Below are 14775 nucleotides of genomic sequence, written 5' to 3' on the forward strand. Positions count from 1 at the left end.
TACATTCGATCGCGTACCTTCGATCAGGCAGCAGCAAACAGCTCGTTGGCAATCTGCGCCTGGGCAGCATCGATCGCCTGGCTGCGGTGCTCAGGGCCATAGGCCAGGCCATGAGCGCGGACGATTTCCAGGTCGGTGACACCAATGAAGCCCAGGAATACCTTGAGGAAGTCCTCATGCCCGGCGCCAGTCGGCTGGCCAGCGTGCAGGCCACCGGCGGTGGACACCAGCACTACCTTCTTGTTGCCGCACAGGCCTTCCGGGCCGGCTTCGGTGTAGCGGAACGTCTTGCCGGCGACGGCAACGCGGTCGATCCAGGCCTTGAGCTGGGTCGGCACGGTGAAGTTGTACATCGGCGCACCAATCACCACGGCATCGGCAGCCAGGAACTCTTCCAGGGTTTCCGCGCTCAGCTTGGCTTCGAAGGCCTGGGCTGCGTCGCGCATGTCTTCCGGGGTGCCAGCCGCTACCAGGGTAGCCGCGGAAAAGTGGGCGATGGCGTCAGCGGCCAGGTCGCGGTACACCACTTCCACGCTCGGGTCGGCGGCTTTCCAGGCTTCGACCACTTCGCGGCTCAGTTGGCGGGAGGCGGAATTGTCGCCCAGGATGCTCGAATCGATATGCAACAGTTTCATGGGACTCTCCTGTGAATGAAGACCGCGACGTTGGGCGATCACGATGGGGAGAATCCTACCGACATCAACAATAGCTGATAAGGCAGCAAAAATGCGTTAGTTTGTCCTACAGGTGGAACAGTGAGACATTCCCATGCAAGACCTCAACGACCTTTTCTACTTCGCCCGCGTGGTAGAAGCCGGCGGTTTCGCCGCAGCCGGCCGCCAGCTGGGCATCCCCAAGTCGCGCCTGTCGCGGCGCATCGCCGAGCTTGAAGAACGCCTGGGCACGCGCCTGCTGCAACGCACTACACGGCAACTGAAGCTCACCGCGGTGGGCGAGCGCTACCTGCACCACTGCCAGGCCATGCTGCTGGAAGCCGAAGCCGCCGACGAGGCCGTGGCCAGCATGAGCAGCGAACCGCGCGGGCGCTTGCGGGTGTCCTGCCCGGTGGCATTGGCCCACGCCTTCCTGCCGGATGTGATCAGCCGCTTTCTCGCGCAGTACCCGCTGGTGCAACTGGACATGGTGCTGCTCAACCGCCGGGTCGACCTGATTTCCGAAGGGATCGACGTGGCCCTGCGCGTACGCGACCTAGGCGATGAAGACCCGGCCCTGGTCACCCGCCGTCTGCGCCAGGCGCAGATGCAGCTGGTTGCAGCGCCCGGTTTCGCCGACCACATCCGCGAACCGGGCCAACTGGCCTCATTGCCGGTGCTGGGCGCTGCCGAGGCTGACCGGCTGGTACACTTCCGCCTGTTCGGCCCCCATGGCAAACAGCAGGAAATCGCCCTGGAACCGCGCCTCGCCATCGATGATTTCGTAGTACGTAATGCTGCTGTACGGGCAGGCCTAGGGTTTACCGCGCTGCCCAGCATGTTCTGTGAAGAAGAACTGGCGCGCGGCGAACTGGTGCGCCTGCTGCCGGACTGGTCGCTGCCGGGTGGCTACCTGCAGGCGGTGTACCCGCACCGGCGCGGCTTGCTGCCTGCGGTACGGGTATGGATCGACCACCTGGCGGCGTCGTTCGAGGCCTGTGGAGAAAAGTATGTCTGAGCGGAACATGAGCGAAGCCCAGGTGGCAGCGTTCTGCCTGAGCCTGCCGGGTGCGCGGGAAGACTACAAATGGGGCGGCATCCGGGTGTTCTCGGTGGCCGGCAACAAGATGTTCGCGGTGCTCGACCTGGCGGGTGCGGGGTTGTCGTTCAAGGTGGCCGACGAACTGTTTCTCGGCTATTGCGATCGCCCGGGGGTGCGGCCTGCGCCGTACCTGGCGCGGGCGCGGTGGATCAGCATGGCATCGCCCTACCCAATGGGGCGTGAGGAGCTGTGTGATCTGTTGCAACGCTCGCACCAGCTGGTGGTGCGGCGGTTGCCAAAGCGGTTACAGGTGGGGTTGGTAATCTAGCCAGCCTGTGCCGGCCTCTTCGCGGGCTTGCCCGCTCCCACAGGGTTTTCACTGCCCTCAAGACCTGTGGAATACCTGTGGGAGCGGGCAAGCCCGCGAAGAGGCGGCACAGTCAAACATCAACTGAAGGGCAGATACCGCCCGCCAAGAAACAGCCAGTCCGCCCAGAACACCTGGTGCACCAGCACAATCCCCCAGAACACCAGCTGGTACGACACCTTTCGCGTCTTGTGCCGATACAGCTGCTGCGCCAGCAGTGCCCCCGGCCAGCCGCCCAGCAGCTCACTGGCATGCAGCACCTTCTCGGGCGTACGCCAGGCCTGGGTACGCGCCTGCTGTTTGTCCTGCCAATACAGCAACAGGCTGATCAGGCTCATTGCCGGGTACAGCGCCAGCGGCCACCAGGCCTGGTCGACCCAGGCCATGCGCGCCGCGCCCAGGCCCGGCAGCAGGCACAGCAGGCCCAACAGCAGCAGCTTCAAGCGCACATTACGTACGCCCTCCCCCCTTTGCCCCCGCGCTGCCTCAGCCATGAGCCGTCGCCCAGTCAACCCAACCGAACTGCCAGGTCGCCAGGATCAGCAGGCCAAAGGCAATGCGGTACCAGGCGAACACCGCGTAGCTGTGGTTGGCAATGAACTTGAGCAAGCCACGCACGGCAATCATGGCAAAGATGAACGAGGTCACGAAGCCGATGGCAAATACCGGCAGGTCGCCGGGCTGGAACAGGTCGCGGTACTTGTAGCCCGAATACACCGCCGCACCGACCATGGTCGGCATCGCCAGGAAGAACGAGAACTCGGTCGCTGCCTTGCGCGACAGGCCGAACAGCAGGCCACCGATAATGGTCGAGCCGGAGCGCGAAGTGCCCGGGATCATCGCCAGGCACTGGATGAAGCCGATCTTCAGCGCGTGGCTCCAGCGCATGTCGTCCACGTGGTCCACCTCCACACGGTGCTCGCGGCGCTCGGCCCAGAGCATGATCACCCCGCCCACCACCAGCGCAGCCGCCACGGTGATCGGGTTGAACAGGTATTCGTGAATCAGGTCGGCGAACAGCACGCCCAGCACCACTGCCGGCAGGAACGCCAGCAACAGGTTACCGGTGAAACGCCGCGCCGTGGGCTGGCTGGTCAGGCCGAAGACCACATCGAAGATCTTGCCGCGAAACTCCCACACCACCGCCAGGATCGCCGCCAGCTGAATGATGATGTTGAAAGCCATGGCCCGTTCGCCACCAAACCCGATCAGGTCGGCGACGATGATCTGGTGGCCGGTACTGGAGATCGGCAGAAACTCCGTCAGCCCTTCGACCACGCCTAAGATGATTGCCTGGAAGGCAGTCCAAAAATCCATCGTTCCCCCGATGGAGCGCTGCTCGTGCAGGCCCCTTGTTCTTGATTTGCTTGAAGTTGCCGCACGCGGCCCGGCTGTTTTACAGCGACTGTTGGGCGCAATGCCAGTAGAAAAGTTCACGCCGCCTAAAGGTTTCATCTTGCGCGGCCGAAATCCTGGCAGAGCGCCTTTGCAATCGCCTTGTACAAACTGCTGCAGACTATTGGATGGATAGCACTTAGCCATTAGTCGAGTGGGGGCGTGGCGCAAAGCATGCTTGGATGCGCCTGAATAAAAAGAACAATGCGGGAGCTGTGGTATGAAAACCCTGAGATCGATGTCTATCAGCCGCCGTCTGTGGCTGATCCTTTTGGTGGCGGTGGCCATGCTGGTGGTATTGGGCCTGCTGATGCTGCGCCAGATCCACGGTGACCTGTACCAGGCCAAAGCGGAAAAGACCCGCCACGTGGTACAGACCGCAGCCGGTGTGCTGGCCTATTACCAAGGCCTGGAAGCAGCCGGCACACTCAGCCGCGAAGCGGCCCAGCAACAGGCGCTGCAAGTGGTACGCGCGCTGCGCTACGACCAGAACGACTACTTCTGGATCAACGACCTGGGGCCGAAGATGATCATGCATCCGGCCAACCCCAAGCTCGACGGCCAGGACCTGTCGGCCATCCGCGACCCCGACGGCTTTGCCGTGTTCAACGAGATGGTCGCCCTGGCCCGGCAGCAGGACGCCGGGCCGGTCAACTACCGCTGGCCCAAGCCCGGTGCCAGCGAGCCGGTGGCCAAGACGTCCTACATCCAGCTGTTCAAGCCCTGGGGCTGGATCATCGGCTCAGGCGTGTATGTCGACGACGTGCAGGCCGAATTCGCCCGCCAGTTGCGCGACGCCTCGCTGGTGGGCGTGGCCATTGCCCTGCTGATGGCGCTGGTGGTCATGCTGATTGCCCGCAGCATCGCCCGCCCGTTGCAGGAAGCGGTGCAGGCCATGGGCAACATCGCCAGCGGCGAAAGCGACCTGACCCGGCGCCTGGACACTCACGGCCGTGACGAAATCACCCACCTGGGCGAACACTTCAACCGCTTCAACGGCAAGCTGCAAGGGGTGGTCGGCCAGTTGCAAGGGGCGGCCCATGCCCTGGCCCGGTCCGCCGGGCATGTCGGCGACAATGCCGGTGCCGCGCAACAGCACAGCGCCCAGCAATCGCTGCAGATGGACCAGGTGGCCACTGCGGTCAACGAAGTGACCTACGCCGTGCAGGACGTGGCCAAGACCGCCGAACAGGCCGCTGGCGAAATGCGCACCGCGCAACAGCAGGTAGCACACGGCCAGGAAGCCATTCACGGCAGCCTGGCGCAGATCGACCGGCTGTCGCTGACCATCGACCAGGCCGTGCAGGTGATCCGCGACCTGGCCGGGCACAGTACGCGCATCGGTGGTGTGCTGGACGTGATCCGCTCCATCGCCGAACAGACCAACCTGCTGGCGCTGAACGCAGCCATCGAGGCGGCGCGGGCCGGCGAGCAAGGCCGTGGCTTTGCCGTGGTCGCCGATGAGGTGCGCCTGCTGGCCCAGCGCACGGCGCAGTCGACGGCCGAGATCCATACCATGATCGAGCACCTGCAAAGCCAGTCGGACGCTGCGGTCAAGGCCATCGACACCAGCAGCGAGGCCTCGCGCCAGACCGTCGAGCAGGCCCGCGAGGCCGGTGCCAGCCTGGATGCCATCAACCAGTCGCTGAACAACCTCACTGCGTTGAATGCCTCCATTGCCAGCGCCACCTTGCAACAGTCACACGTGGTCGAAGAGATCAACCGCAACGTGCTGGATACTGCCGGGTTGTCCCAGCAGACCGCCGATGCGGCGCGGCAATCCAGCGATGCCGGGATGGCGCTGGGGCAACTGAGCGAAGAGCTGGAGCAGTTGTTGCGGCAGTTCCGGGTATAAGGTTGAGAATGCCGGGGGCGCTTTGCGCCCCTTTCGCGACACAAGGCCGCTCCTACAGACGATCGCGTCCCCCTGTAGGAGCGGCCTTGTGTCGCGATGGGCTGCAAAGCAGCCCCAAAGACCCCACCGCCCTACACCTTCCCCGGCCGACCCGCTACAATCGCGCCCCTCCCCCGCAGTCTCCAAGGATCGCCGATGTCCGGCCTTGAACTCATCGCCGCCGTCCTCGGCGTCACCGCTGTCTGGCTCACGGTCAAGCAGAACGCCTGGTGCTGGCCGATCGGCCTGGTCATGGTGCTGATCTATGGCTGGCTGTTCTACGAGGTGAAGCTGTACTCGGGCATGCTGCTGCAAGTGGCCTATGCCATCCTGCAGGTCTACGGCTGGTGGCAATGGAAGCGCCCGGGCCATGCTGAAGACGCCCGCCAGGTCACCCGCCTGCAGCGCCCGGCATTGCTCGCCGGCCTGGCCGGCGGGGTGCTGCTGAGCGCCGCCCTGGGCGCAGCCATGGCCACCTGGACCGACGCCGCCCTGCCCTGGCTGGATGCCACCCTGACCGGCTTCAGCCTGGTGGCACAACTGTGGATGGCGCAGAAGCGCCTGCAGTGCTGGCCGCTGTGGGTGGTGGTAGACATCATCTACGTGGGCCAGTACCTGCACCAGCAGCTGTACTTCACCGCAGGCTTCTTCGCCGTGCTCACCCTGATTGCCGTGCGTGGCTGGCTGGAATGGCGCCGTGACCCGGCGTTGGTGCAGCCATGAGCGCGGCACAATCCATGAAAGTACTGGTGCTGTGCGGCCCGGAATCCAGCGGCAAGAGCTGGCTCAGCGGGGTAATCCAGGCGCATTTCGGCGGCGTGGTGGTGGCCGAATACGTGCGCCACTTCATCGACCAGGAATGCCGCGACACCTGCTATGCCGACATCCCTGCCATCGCCCGCGGCCAGCTGGCCTGGGAAGACCACGCCCGCGAGCAGGCACCGCCGCTGCTGATTCTCGACACCCATCTGCTCAGCAACATGCTCTGGAGCCACGCCCTGTTCGGCGACTGCCCGGCCTGGCTGGAGCAGGCGCTGCTGGCACGGCATTACCACCTGCACCTGCTGCTGAGCCCGCAAGGGGTGGATTGGGTTGCCGATGGCCAGCGCAGCCAGCCCGAACTGCGCGACCGCCAGCGCTTTTTCGACGACAGCCTGCACTGGCTGCAACGGCATGACCAGGCGTACAAAATAATTGAGGGCAATTGGCCACAACGCCAGTTGCTGGCACTGCAAACAGTGGCTAAGCTCATTGGTAGCGATGCGCCATCCTGCCCCACCGAGTGTTAATCCACCGACACACCCCTGTGGGGCGAAGCCCCTGAAAACATGGGGTTTTGCGGGGCGTCGAAGGTAGTGTCAAGGCGCTGAAACACTCCTGCAAAAACCCTTCCAATCAAGGCCAACACGGGCTTTGCCTGCACCGCTCGCCGCTGCCTGTTTCAACCCTGACACAGAATACGCCGCAGCTTGGCATGGTAATCACCTTAAGCTTTTGATCTGAAAACGCTTCTCAAAAGCGGCACACCTTCTGCTGCCTGGTTTGCATCGCTGAACCGGGCCAGCGCTCATTGAAGGAGTTGCCGTCGTGAGGAAAACTGACAAACGCCTCTATCACCTATTGCTGATGGGCTGTGTGCTGGCCTCGTTGAGCCTGACGGCCGAGGCCGACAACGGCATCATCGTGATAACCCGTGATGTGCAGACACGCAACGCCGTTGTCCCGCCGTTACGACCCGACCCCAACCCCACCACCGTCAATGCCAACCCTTCCGCCCACATCCTCAAGCAAACCAACGAACTGAGTGATGGCGACTTCGCCAACATCAGCAGCGGTGCGGGTATCAGTACCCTGATTACCCAGCAGACCAACAACCTGGGCGGCAACCTCAACAACCAGTCCCAGCTGCCCAACCTGGCCGGTGGCCGAGGCACGGGCTCGGGCAATGGCATCTCGAACATGGTCAATTCGAGTGTGCAGCGCGGCCTGGCGCCGCTGCAGATCCTGACCGGAGGCAAGTGAGATGAAGCACACGCTGCTGATCCTGGTCACGCTGTGCAGTACATCGACCTTCGCGCAATCCCCGGTTCCCGTGATCAACAACGCCGACATCGACAGCTCGGGCAGCCGTTACCTGGGCAACCTGTCGGTCAACCAGGCGGCTGGCGACCAACAGCAACAGGCCAACGCACGCGCCTTCGCCGTTGGGCCCGAGGCCAGCGCCACCACGCAGATCCGCCAGCGCCTGAACACCCCTGCAGACCCCGCAATGAACGCACGCTCGACCATACAAGGCGACGCCTTCAGCAACGGTAGCGGCGCACTGGGGGTCAACCAGAGCGCCGGCGCCAACACCCAGCAAGCGAACGCACTGAGCATCAGTATCGGTGCCCAGCCGCAAAGCATCGACGACAGCGTCCTCATGCAGCAGAACGTGGCGCTGCTCAACAACTCCGGTCCGATTGACACTTCAACTGGCCATCGCCAGGTCACCACCAGTGACCAGGCCTTCACCGGTAGCCGTGGAGTGATTCAGTTGAACCAGAGTGCCGGGGTGGGAAACCGCATGGCCAACACCCTGAGCATCCGGGTCGCGGATTGACCCTGCCAGTCAAGAACGACACTTAACCTAATCGTACGGAGAATCACCATGAAACCCTCGATGGCAATCAAGCCTCTGGTTTTCGCAATTGCTGCGGTCATGGCTGTTGCTGTACAAGCTGATCAGAACGACCGGCGTGGCGGGCACCACAATGGTCACCACAACAACGGGCAGCACACGCCTCCTCCCACCAGGATCCCTGTGTTTGCCACCGCCAACGCCATGGACAGCCAGCGCAGCACCGGCAACACCATCACCAACCAAGGCACCATCAACGAAGCCGAGATGAGTAGCTCGGCTTCGGGTGCCAGCGGCAACGTAGGTGTCAACGTGGCGGCCGGTAACGGCAACCAACAGGACAACGCTGCGGCCATTGCCAACGCATCGTCCGAATCCAGCCTGGACAACAGCTTCGTGTTCGGCTCCGCCGAAGCCACCGCTGACGTTCGCCAGTTCAGCAACAACAACCGTGTCGACAACTGGTCCACCCAGAACTCGGCGGTCATGACTGGCTCGGCCGATGGTGCAGAGGGTAACGTCGGCGTCAACATCGCTGGCGGCGACCTGAACCAGCAGAAGAACACCATGGCCATCGCCAACACCGGTGCCCCGCTGGGCAATGCCACTGCCACCGCCTCTGCCGACCAGAACGGCCCAGGCCTGACGGTGAACAACGGCGCCGACCGCACCTACCGGGTGGATACGCTGACCATCACCACCACCAAGAGCGGTTCCAGCTCGCGTGAGGGCACGTTCAACTCGACCGACGACCGCAGCTCGTCCTCAAGCTTCAGCGTGGCCGGCTCGCAAAGTGCCAGTTCCAGTGGTTCCAATGGCTGGACCTCCAGTGGTTCGAGCAGCATGAATGCCAGTGGCTCCAAGACCTCCAGTGCCAGCGGGTCGAACAGCTCCAGTGCCAGTGGTTCCAATAGCTCCAGTGCCAGCGGCTCCAACAGCTGGAATGCCAGTGGCTCGGTTGGCGCCACTGCCAGTTCGTCCAGCAGCTCCAGCCTGAATGCCACCCTGGCAGCCGCAGCCGATGCCAGCCGCACCGTGACCACCGATGACGGCCGTCGCGAACGCACCCGCACCGACAGCTTCGATGCATCGCTCAACGCATCGCTCAATGTCGATGTAGACCGCACACGTGACAGCTCGTACGACGCATCGTTCGAGAAAGCGTTCGACTCGTCATTCGACAAGTCGAACGAGTCTTCCTTCGACCGTAACCACGAATCGTCGTACGACAAGACTCGCGCATCGGCCTACGAGAAGTCTCGCGACTCCTCGTATGAGAAGGCTCACGAGTCGACCTATGCCAACGCATCGGAATCGGCGTTTGAAAAGTCTGGCGAGAAATCGTCTCAATCGTCGAACGACGTGTCGAAGAGCTACAGCGAAAGCAGTGCCTACGACTTGAGCAATACCGTGTCCTTCCAAGTGCTGACCCCGACCGGCTGGGCCAACCCTGTTACCAACACTGCAACCCTTAGCGGTTCGGTGAACGGTGGCAGCGGCAACCTGGGCGTGAACGTGGCAGCCGGTGTGGGCAACCAGCAGAGCAACTCGCTGGCCATCTCCAACACCTCGTTCTGATCGCTGTGCTTGAGGCCCCCTTCGGGGGGCCTTTCTTCAACAGAACCGGAAGGCATCCGATCATGCGCATCATTGCCCTGGCGTTTTTGCTGTGCCTGGCCAGCGTGAGCGAAGCGGCGCAAATGCCGCTGTCCGTCCTCCCGGGCGGCGCCGTGGTGTTCAAGCCCATCCAGAGCGTACGCGAGCGCAAGTTCGCCGACCTGGTACAACAGAAGACCGACTTCAGCTGCGGCGCCGCCGCGCTGGCCACCATCCTGCGCCAGGCCTACTGGCTGGACGTGGACGAACAACAGATCATCGAAGGCATGCTGGCCCACGCCGACCAGGACCTGGTGCGCACGCAAGGCTTCTCGATGCTCGACATGAAACGCTACGTGGAAAGCCTGGGGATGCGTGCCCGCGGCTACCGGGTGGCGCCCGAGACCCTGCACAGCGTGCGCATCCCGGTCGTGGTGCTGATGGACGTGCGCGGCTACAAGCACTTCGTGGTCATGCAGAAGGTCGACAAGGGCTGGGTGTACATCGGTGACCCGGTACTGGGCCACAAGCGCTACAAGGTCGACGACTTTCTCAAGGGCTGGAACGGCATCATCTTCGCCGTGATCGGCCAGGGCTACGACAAGAACAACATCCTGCTCGACCCGCCCCTGCCCCTGACCGCCAAGGGCCGGGTGAACAACTTCACCCCGGTGCAGGATGCAGAGCTGCTGGACTTCGGGTTCATCAAAAGCGACTTCTTCTAACGACTCTTGCAACGACAAGGAGCACGAGGCTCCGGGGAGCACCCCAATGAAGAATGCATTCTGGCTTGCAATCGCATGCCTGACCGTCAGCCTTCCTACCCAGGCCGAAACCTTCAAGCCCATCGAGCTGAAGGACCATGAGCTGGCGACCTTGCGTGGCCGCTACGTGATGCCGGGGCGGATCGTGAGTTTCGGTATTGTCATGTCCAGCACCTGGCAGAATGCCAAAGGGGACGTGATCGGCGCGACGAGCACGATGCAGATTCAGCAGTCGACCATCAAACCGCAATTCTACGTGTCGTTGATCGACGAAAGCGGCACTGGCACAGCGTCAGCTGGAGCCACGGCACCGGGCACCGGTACCGTTACAGGCGGCGCCGGCCTCAACACCACAGAGGGTGTTACCCAGGTGGTACGCGCAGCTGGCGACAACAATACCGCCTACAACAATGTCGCCATCAATGTTTCCAAGGCCGACCAGGCGCCTACCGCGCAGCCACATGGCCAGGCACTGGCCAACGGCCAGACACTGACAGGCGCAAACGGCGCAGGGGCGCTGAGTGTGTCCGCCAGCGGCGTAGGGGTACAGTTCAATATCAGTGCCAGTAACAACCAGGGCAGCAGCGTGCAGCGCCTGGCGCAGGGTGGCCTGATGCAGAACTCGACGCTGCTGGGCAATGGCAACCGGGTCAATAACGTCACCACGCTCAATGTAGTGATGCGCGAAAGCGTGCCGACAGCCGCGTCGCTGAACGGTAGCCTCGATCAGCTCAAAGGTCTTCGCACATTTGGATACTGATCTACGCTCAGTCTCATCAAAAGTAGTCGGCAGGGACGGCAATTCCATGCACCGATCTTTATCGCTCAAAGCTTTTGTGTGTTTGTCCACCTTGGCCCCGGCCACATTGCTTTACGCCGCAGCCGACCCTCAGGTCGAGGCTCTCAAGCAGGAACTGATGGAACTGAAACAACGCTACGAAGCCCAGCAGCAAGCGCTGATGGTGCTGGAGCAGCGCGTGCGCCAGGTAGAAGAAACCCCGGCAGCCCCCCCACCCAAACGCCTGGTCAGGTCCCCGGCCGAAGGGGTCAAGGGTGCACAGACGGTGGCTTCGGGTGCACCGGGCACCACCGGCAGCTCCTATGGCCAGGCGCTGACCGCCGACGCTGAACCGGCTCAGAGCGTGTCCAACCTGTACGATGAGGCCAGCGGCTTCTTCGGCGGCGGCAAGTTCAGCTTCGAGACCGGTGTCACCTATACCCACTACGATACCCGGGCGCTTGTGCTCAACGGCTTCCTGGCGCTGGACTCGATCTTCCTCGGCAGTATCAACCTTGACCGGGTTAAGGCAGATAACTGGACCCTGGACATGACTGCCCGCTACAACCTCGCCCAGCGCTGGCAGTTCGACATCAACGTCCCGGTGGTGTACCGCGAATCCACCTACTCTTCCGGCGGTGCGGGCGGCGCCGGGGCAAGCACCTCGGACGAAACCGTAACCCGCGACCCAGAAATCGGCGACGTCAACGTCGGTGTCGCCTACAAGTTCCTCGACGAAGACGAGACCTGGCCTGACGCCGTCGCTACCTTGCGCATCAAGGCGCCGACCGGCAAAGACCCCTATGGCATCAAACTGCGCCAGGTAGAGGGTAACGACAACCTGTCGGTACCGGAAAGCCTGCCGACCGGCAACGGCGTCTGGTCGATCACGCCGGGCATCTCGCTGGTCAAGACGTTCGACCCGGCCGTGCTGTTCGGCAGCCTGTCCTACACCTACAACATGGAAGACTCGTTCAGCGACATCAGCCCTCAGGTCAACAGCAAGGTGCCGGGCGACGTGAAGCTGGGCGACTCGTGGCAGATCGGCGGCGGTATCGCCTTTGCCCTGAACGAGAAGATGAGCATGTCGTTCTCGGTGTCCGACCAGTTTGCCCGCAAGAGCAAGATAAAACCGGATGGCGGCGACTGGCAGTCGATCTCCAACAGCGACTACAACGCAGCCAACTTCAACATCGGCATGACCTTCGCCGCCACCGACAACCTGACCATCGTGCCCAACCTGGCCATTGGTCTGACCGATGACGCGCCGGACTTTTCCTTCAGCCTGAAATTCCCCTACTACTTCTGATACTTGCCATCGGCCGGGCTCGCGCGAACGGGCCCGGCTTTTAGTTACCAGCCTTGTCCCGGACCGCCTTCCCTGCCACGGCCTGTTATCATCAAGCACAGTTGCATGACGATTTAATGGCAAAAGGGATGTTTTTGTGAAGAACCTGTCAGACCACCCACGTACCCGGCTTGTCGCCCTGGCGACCCTGGTACTGGTGATCCCACTGGGTACGCGCGCCATGCTGGGTTGGTCCAACCCACTCGGTTACCTGTCCGACCTCGCCCTCGGCAGCTTGCTGGTCTTGCTGCTGCATCGTCGGCCGTGGTGGCTGGCGCTCCCCGTATTGCTGGCCTGGGCGGCCCTCTGGGTGGCTTCGGCCGAACTGGTGAGCGCGGTGGGCCGGTTGCCCACCAGCGCCGACCTGACGTACCTGCTCGACCCGCAGTTCATGGAAAACTCGACCGGTGGCGGCCTGGCCCATGCCTGGCTGCCCTGGGCCATGGGCGCCGGCCTGCTGGCCTGGCTGGCCAGCGCCTGGCGCAGCCGCACCCAACCCAGCCAGCCGCTGCCACGCACGGCCTGGGCCATTCCACTGCTGCTGTTCGGCGCCCATTGGGGCAGCCAGCAGCTGGTACCTTCCGACGCCGACCAATGGCGGCAATACAACCTCACCCACCAGCTGCTGTCGGCCGGGGCCGGCAACCTGCAGCGCCAGGTCGAAGGCTGGATGGGCCGTACGCAAACCTTCACCCCTCTGGCCAGCACCGGCCTGACCCAGTCCGACCTGCATGGCCAGCGCCTGCTCGCCGGGCCAGGCAACGCCCGCAACCTGCTGGTCATCACCGTGGAAGGCATCCCCGGGGCCTACCTGCGGCCCAACCGCCAGGCCCTGCACAGCCGCTTCGATGAAGAGCTGATGCCCAAACTCAGCCAGTGGGCCGAGCGCGGCATGAACACCCCGGACTACGTGCTGCATACCCATCAGACCATCCGTGGCCTGTACGCAATGCTGTGCGGTGACTACGACAAGCTGGCCAACGGCACACCCAAGGGCGTGGAACTGCTGACCCAGAACGAACGCAACCAGGCCTGCCTGCCGGCGCAGTTGCGCCAGGCCGGCTTCACCACCCACTACCTGCAGGGCGCCGGCCTGCGCTTCATGGCCAAGGACCGCATCATGCCGCACATCGGCTTTGACGCGGTGCACGGCCAGGAGTGGTTCCGCAACAGGAACTACCTGGACTTCCCCTGGGGCAAAGATGACCGCGCCTTCTTCGAGGGTGCGCTGGATTACGTCGGCCAGCTGCAAAAGCAGGACAAGCCATGGATGCTGACCCTGCTCACCGTGGGCACCCACCAGCCGTACTCGGCACCGGCCGAGTACCTGGAGCGCTACGACACGCCGAAACAGGCGGCAGTCGCCTACCTGGACGACGCACTCGGTGCATTCCTCGACAACCTCGAACGCCAGGGCGTGCTCAAGGACACCCTGGTGGTGGTGACTTCCGACGAGTCCCACGGCATCGACGGTGTGCGCCTGGCCTCGTCCTGGGGCTTCAACCTCACCCTGGCGCCGGAGCAGGCACAGTTGCCACGGATCAAGCGCGGTACCTATGGCCATATCGACCTGGCCACCTCCCTGCTCGACTACTTTGCCCTGCCCATCCCCATGGCGCTCGGCGGTCGCTCGCTGTACCGCGACTACGACAGCGGTCGCGAGATGATCTCCTACACCAACGGCATGCTGCGTTATCACGACGGCCAGGGTGTGTTCACCGAATGCGACTTCCAGCAGCGCTGCCGACGTTACGCCAGCGAGGGCTTCATCGCCGACCAGGCACGTTACCTTGGCCCGGGCGACAGCCTGCTCGGCCAGCAGATCGGTGCCCTCGCCGGGGTGCTCGACCAGTCCCTGCTGCAAACACCGCTCAACCTGCGTTACCAGTTCGGCGGCCCATCGCCGATCCAGCTGCGCAAGCGCATCAAAGATGACTGGGCCGACAACCTGATCGGCGCCCAGTACCTGGAAATGCCCGAGGGTTCGCATACCCGCGTACGGGTCAAGGTACGCTCGCTGGACCCCAAGCGCGCAGCCTATATCCAGCTCAAGGCCAAGCAGCTGGAGCAGGACGTACCGCTGGGCTTGCCTGACGAAGTGAAAGTCACCGCCGACGAGCCGCTGGAGATGGAGTTCAGCTTCGACAACCCGACCGCGCGCAAGGCGTTTTCCTTCCATTTGCTGGGCTATGGCGGTGGCCAGGTGGAAGTCAGCGACTTCAGCGTGATCACCGCGCTGCCTGGGGAAGATGAAGCAGCGGATGAACTGACCGAAGGGCATATCGCCCATTCGGGCTGAGCAATACCACTCATCGCCC

15 protein-coding genes are annotated in these 14775 nt (G+C 63.2%); 12 read left to right on the plus strand and 3 right to left on the minus strand.

Going from position 1 to position 14775, the window contains the following annotated elements; all coding sequences use genetic code 11:
• Nucleotides 1-23 precede the first annotated feature (23 nt).
• Nucleotides 24-635, minus strand: a complete 612-nt coding sequence (locus ACGLHT_RS07990; protein WP_049277030.1) for an FMN-dependent NADH-azoreductase — start codon at nt 633-635, stop codon at nt 24-26.
• A 133-nt stretch (nt 636-768) separates the two neighbouring features.
• Between ACGLHT_RS07990 and ACGLHT_RS07995 the strand changes: the two genes are divergently transcribed.
• Together ACGLHT_RS07995 and ACGLHT_RS08000 are read left to right on the plus strand one after the other, a co-directional pair.
• Nucleotides 769-1671: a LysR substrate-binding domain-containing protein gene (locus tag ACGLHT_RS07995; protein ID WP_013972466.1), complete on the plus strand. Its 903-nt coding sequence runs from the start codon at nt 769-771 to the stop codon at nt 1669-1671.
• Complete coding sequence (locus tag ACGLHT_RS08000) at nt 1664-2023, plus strand: MmcQ/YjbR family DNA-binding protein (protein WP_043935581.1); 360 nt, start codon at nt 1664-1666, stop codon at nt 2021-2023. The genes ACGLHT_RS07995 and ACGLHT_RS08000 overlap by 8 nt, the downstream gene beginning before the upstream one ends.
• Before the next feature lie 119 nt (nt 2024-2142).
• Here the strand turns inward: ACGLHT_RS08000 and ACGLHT_RS08005 are convergent, their stop codons facing one another.
• Together ACGLHT_RS08005 and ACGLHT_RS08010 are read right to left on the minus strand one after the other, a co-directional pair.
• Nucleotides 2143-2556, minus strand: coding sequence for a DUF1294 domain-containing protein (locus ACGLHT_RS08005; RefSeq protein WP_025339409.1), 414 nt, complete (start codon nt 2554-2556; stop codon nt 2143-2145).
• Nucleotides 2549-3379 (minus strand): undecaprenyl-diphosphate phosphatase, encoded by an 831-nt coding sequence (locus ACGLHT_RS08010; protein WP_025339410.1) that lies wholly within the window; start codon nt 3377-3379, stop codon nt 2549-2551. Before ACGLHT_RS08010 ends, ACGLHT_RS08005 begins: the two co-directional genes overlap by 8 nt.
• A gap of 298 nt (nt 3380-3677) precedes the next feature.
• Between ACGLHT_RS08010 and mcpP the strand changes: the two genes are divergently transcribed.
• The 10 genes from mcpP to ACGLHT_RS08060 all read left to right on the plus strand — a co-directional run bounded on the left by mcpP (nt 3678) and on the right by ACGLHT_RS08060 (nt 14756).
• Entirely contained in the window at nt 3678-5312 is a 1635-nt protein-coding gene (gene mcpP / locus ACGLHT_RS08015) for a methyl-accepting chemotaxis protein McpP (protein ID WP_025339411.1), read from the plus strand.
• Nucleotides 5313-5507: 195 nt separating this feature from the next.
• A complete protein-coding gene (pnuC, locus tag ACGLHT_RS08020; protein ID WP_025339412.1) occupies nt 5508-6074 on the plus strand; it encodes a nicotinamide riboside transporter PnuC in 567 nt (188 codons plus the stop codon).
• Entirely contained in the window at nt 6071-6640 is a 570-nt protein-coding gene (locus ACGLHT_RS08025) for an AAA family ATPase (RefSeq protein WP_075045391.1), read from the plus strand. Before pnuC ends, ACGLHT_RS08025 begins: the two co-directional genes overlap by 4 nt.
• Before the next feature lie 298 nt (nt 6641-6938).
• Entirely contained in the window at nt 6939-7373 is a 435-nt protein-coding gene (locus ACGLHT_RS08030) for a hypothetical protein (protein ID WP_274079678.1), read from the plus strand.
• Nucleotide 7374: 1 nt separating this feature from the next.
• On the plus strand, nt 7375-7953 hold the full coding sequence (locus tag ACGLHT_RS08035) for a hypothetical protein (protein WP_025339415.1): 579 nt from the start codon (nt 7375-7377) through the stop codon (nt 7951-7953).
• A gap of 48 nt (nt 7954-8001) precedes the next feature.
• A complete protein-coding gene (locus tag ACGLHT_RS08040; protein ID WP_025339416.1) occupies nt 8002-9549 on the plus strand; it encodes a hypothetical protein in 1548 nt (515 codons plus the stop codon).
• 62 nt (nt 9550-9611) lie between these two features.
• Nucleotides 9612-10292, plus strand: a complete 681-nt coding sequence (locus ACGLHT_RS08045) for a C39 family peptidase (RefSeq protein WP_025339417.1) — start codon at nt 9612-9614, stop codon at nt 10290-10292.
• 46 nt (nt 10293-10338) lie between these two features.
• A complete protein-coding gene (locus ACGLHT_RS08050) occupies nt 10339-11091 on the plus strand; it encodes a hypothetical protein (protein WP_137164176.1) in 753 nt (250 codons plus the stop codon).
• Nucleotides 11092-11137: 46 nt separating this feature from the next.
• A complete protein-coding gene (locus ACGLHT_RS08055) occupies nt 11138-12418 on the plus strand; it encodes a hypothetical protein (protein WP_025339419.1) in 1281 nt (426 codons plus the stop codon).
• Nucleotides 12419-12554: 136 nt separating this feature from the next.
• On the plus strand, nt 12555-14756 hold the full coding sequence (locus tag ACGLHT_RS08060; RefSeq protein ID WP_137164177.1) for an LTA synthase family protein: 2202 nt from the start codon (nt 12555-12557) through the stop codon (nt 14754-14756).
• The last annotated feature ends 19 nt before the right edge of the window (nt 14757-14775 follow it).

Source organism: Pseudomonas sp. PsB (assembly GCF_043658375.1).
GTDB classification, from domain to species: domain Bacteria; phylum Pseudomonadota; class Gammaproteobacteria; order Pseudomonadales; family Pseudomonadaceae; genus Aquipseudomonas; species Aquipseudomonas putida_Z.

Excerpts from the sequence above, each read along its gene's own strand:
- pnuC (WP_025339412.1), top strand. The coding sequence starts at position 5,508 with ATGTCCGGCCTTGAACTCATCGCCGCCGTCCTCGGCGTCACCGCTGTC.
- ACGLHT_RS08000 (WP_043935581.1), top strand. The coding sequence starts at position 1,664 with ATGTCTGAGCGGAACATGAGCGAAGCCCAGGTGGCAGCGTTCTGCCTG.
- ACGLHT_RS08055 (WP_025339419.1), top strand. The coding sequence starts at position 11,138 with ATGCACCGATCTTTATCGCTCAAAGCTTTTGTGTGTTTGTCCACCTTG.
- ACGLHT_RS07990 (WP_049277030.1), bottom strand. The coding sequence starts at position 635 with ATGAAACTGTTGCATATCGATTCGAGCATCCTGGGCGACAATTCCGCC.
- ACGLHT_RS08035 (WP_025339415.1), top strand. The coding sequence starts at position 7,375 with ATGAAGCACACGCTGCTGATCCTGGTCACGCTGTGCAGTACATCGACC.
- ACGLHT_RS08050 (WP_137164176.1), top strand. The coding sequence starts at position 10,339 with ATGAAGAATGCATTCTGGCTTGCAATCGCATGCCTGACCGTCAGCCTT.
- ACGLHT_RS08045 (WP_025339417.1), top strand. The coding sequence starts at position 9,612 with ATGCGCATCATTGCCCTGGCGTTTTTGCTGTGCCTGGCCAGCGTGAGC.
- ACGLHT_RS08005 (WP_025339409.1), bottom strand. The coding sequence starts at position 2,556 with ATGGCTGAGGCAGCGCGGGGGCAAAGGGGGGAGGGCGTACGTAATGTG.
- mcpP (WP_025339411.1), top strand. The coding sequence starts at position 3,678 with ATGAAAACCCTGAGATCGATGTCTATCAGCCGCCGTCTGTGGCTGATC.
- ACGLHT_RS08025 (WP_075045391.1), top strand. The coding sequence starts at position 6,071 with ATGAGCGCGGCACAATCCATGAAAGTACTGGTGCTGTGCGGCCCGGAA.
- ACGLHT_RS08040 (WP_025339416.1), top strand. The coding sequence starts at position 8,002 with ATGAAACCCTCGATGGCAATCAAGCCTCTGGTTTTCGCAATTGCTGCG.
- ACGLHT_RS07995 (WP_013972466.1), top strand. The coding sequence starts at position 769 with ATGCAAGACCTCAACGACCTTTTCTACTTCGCCCGCGTGGTAGAAGCC.
- ACGLHT_RS08010 (WP_025339410.1), bottom strand. The coding sequence starts at position 3,379 with ATGGATTTTTGGACTGCCTTCCAGGCAATCATCTTAGGCGTGGTCGAA.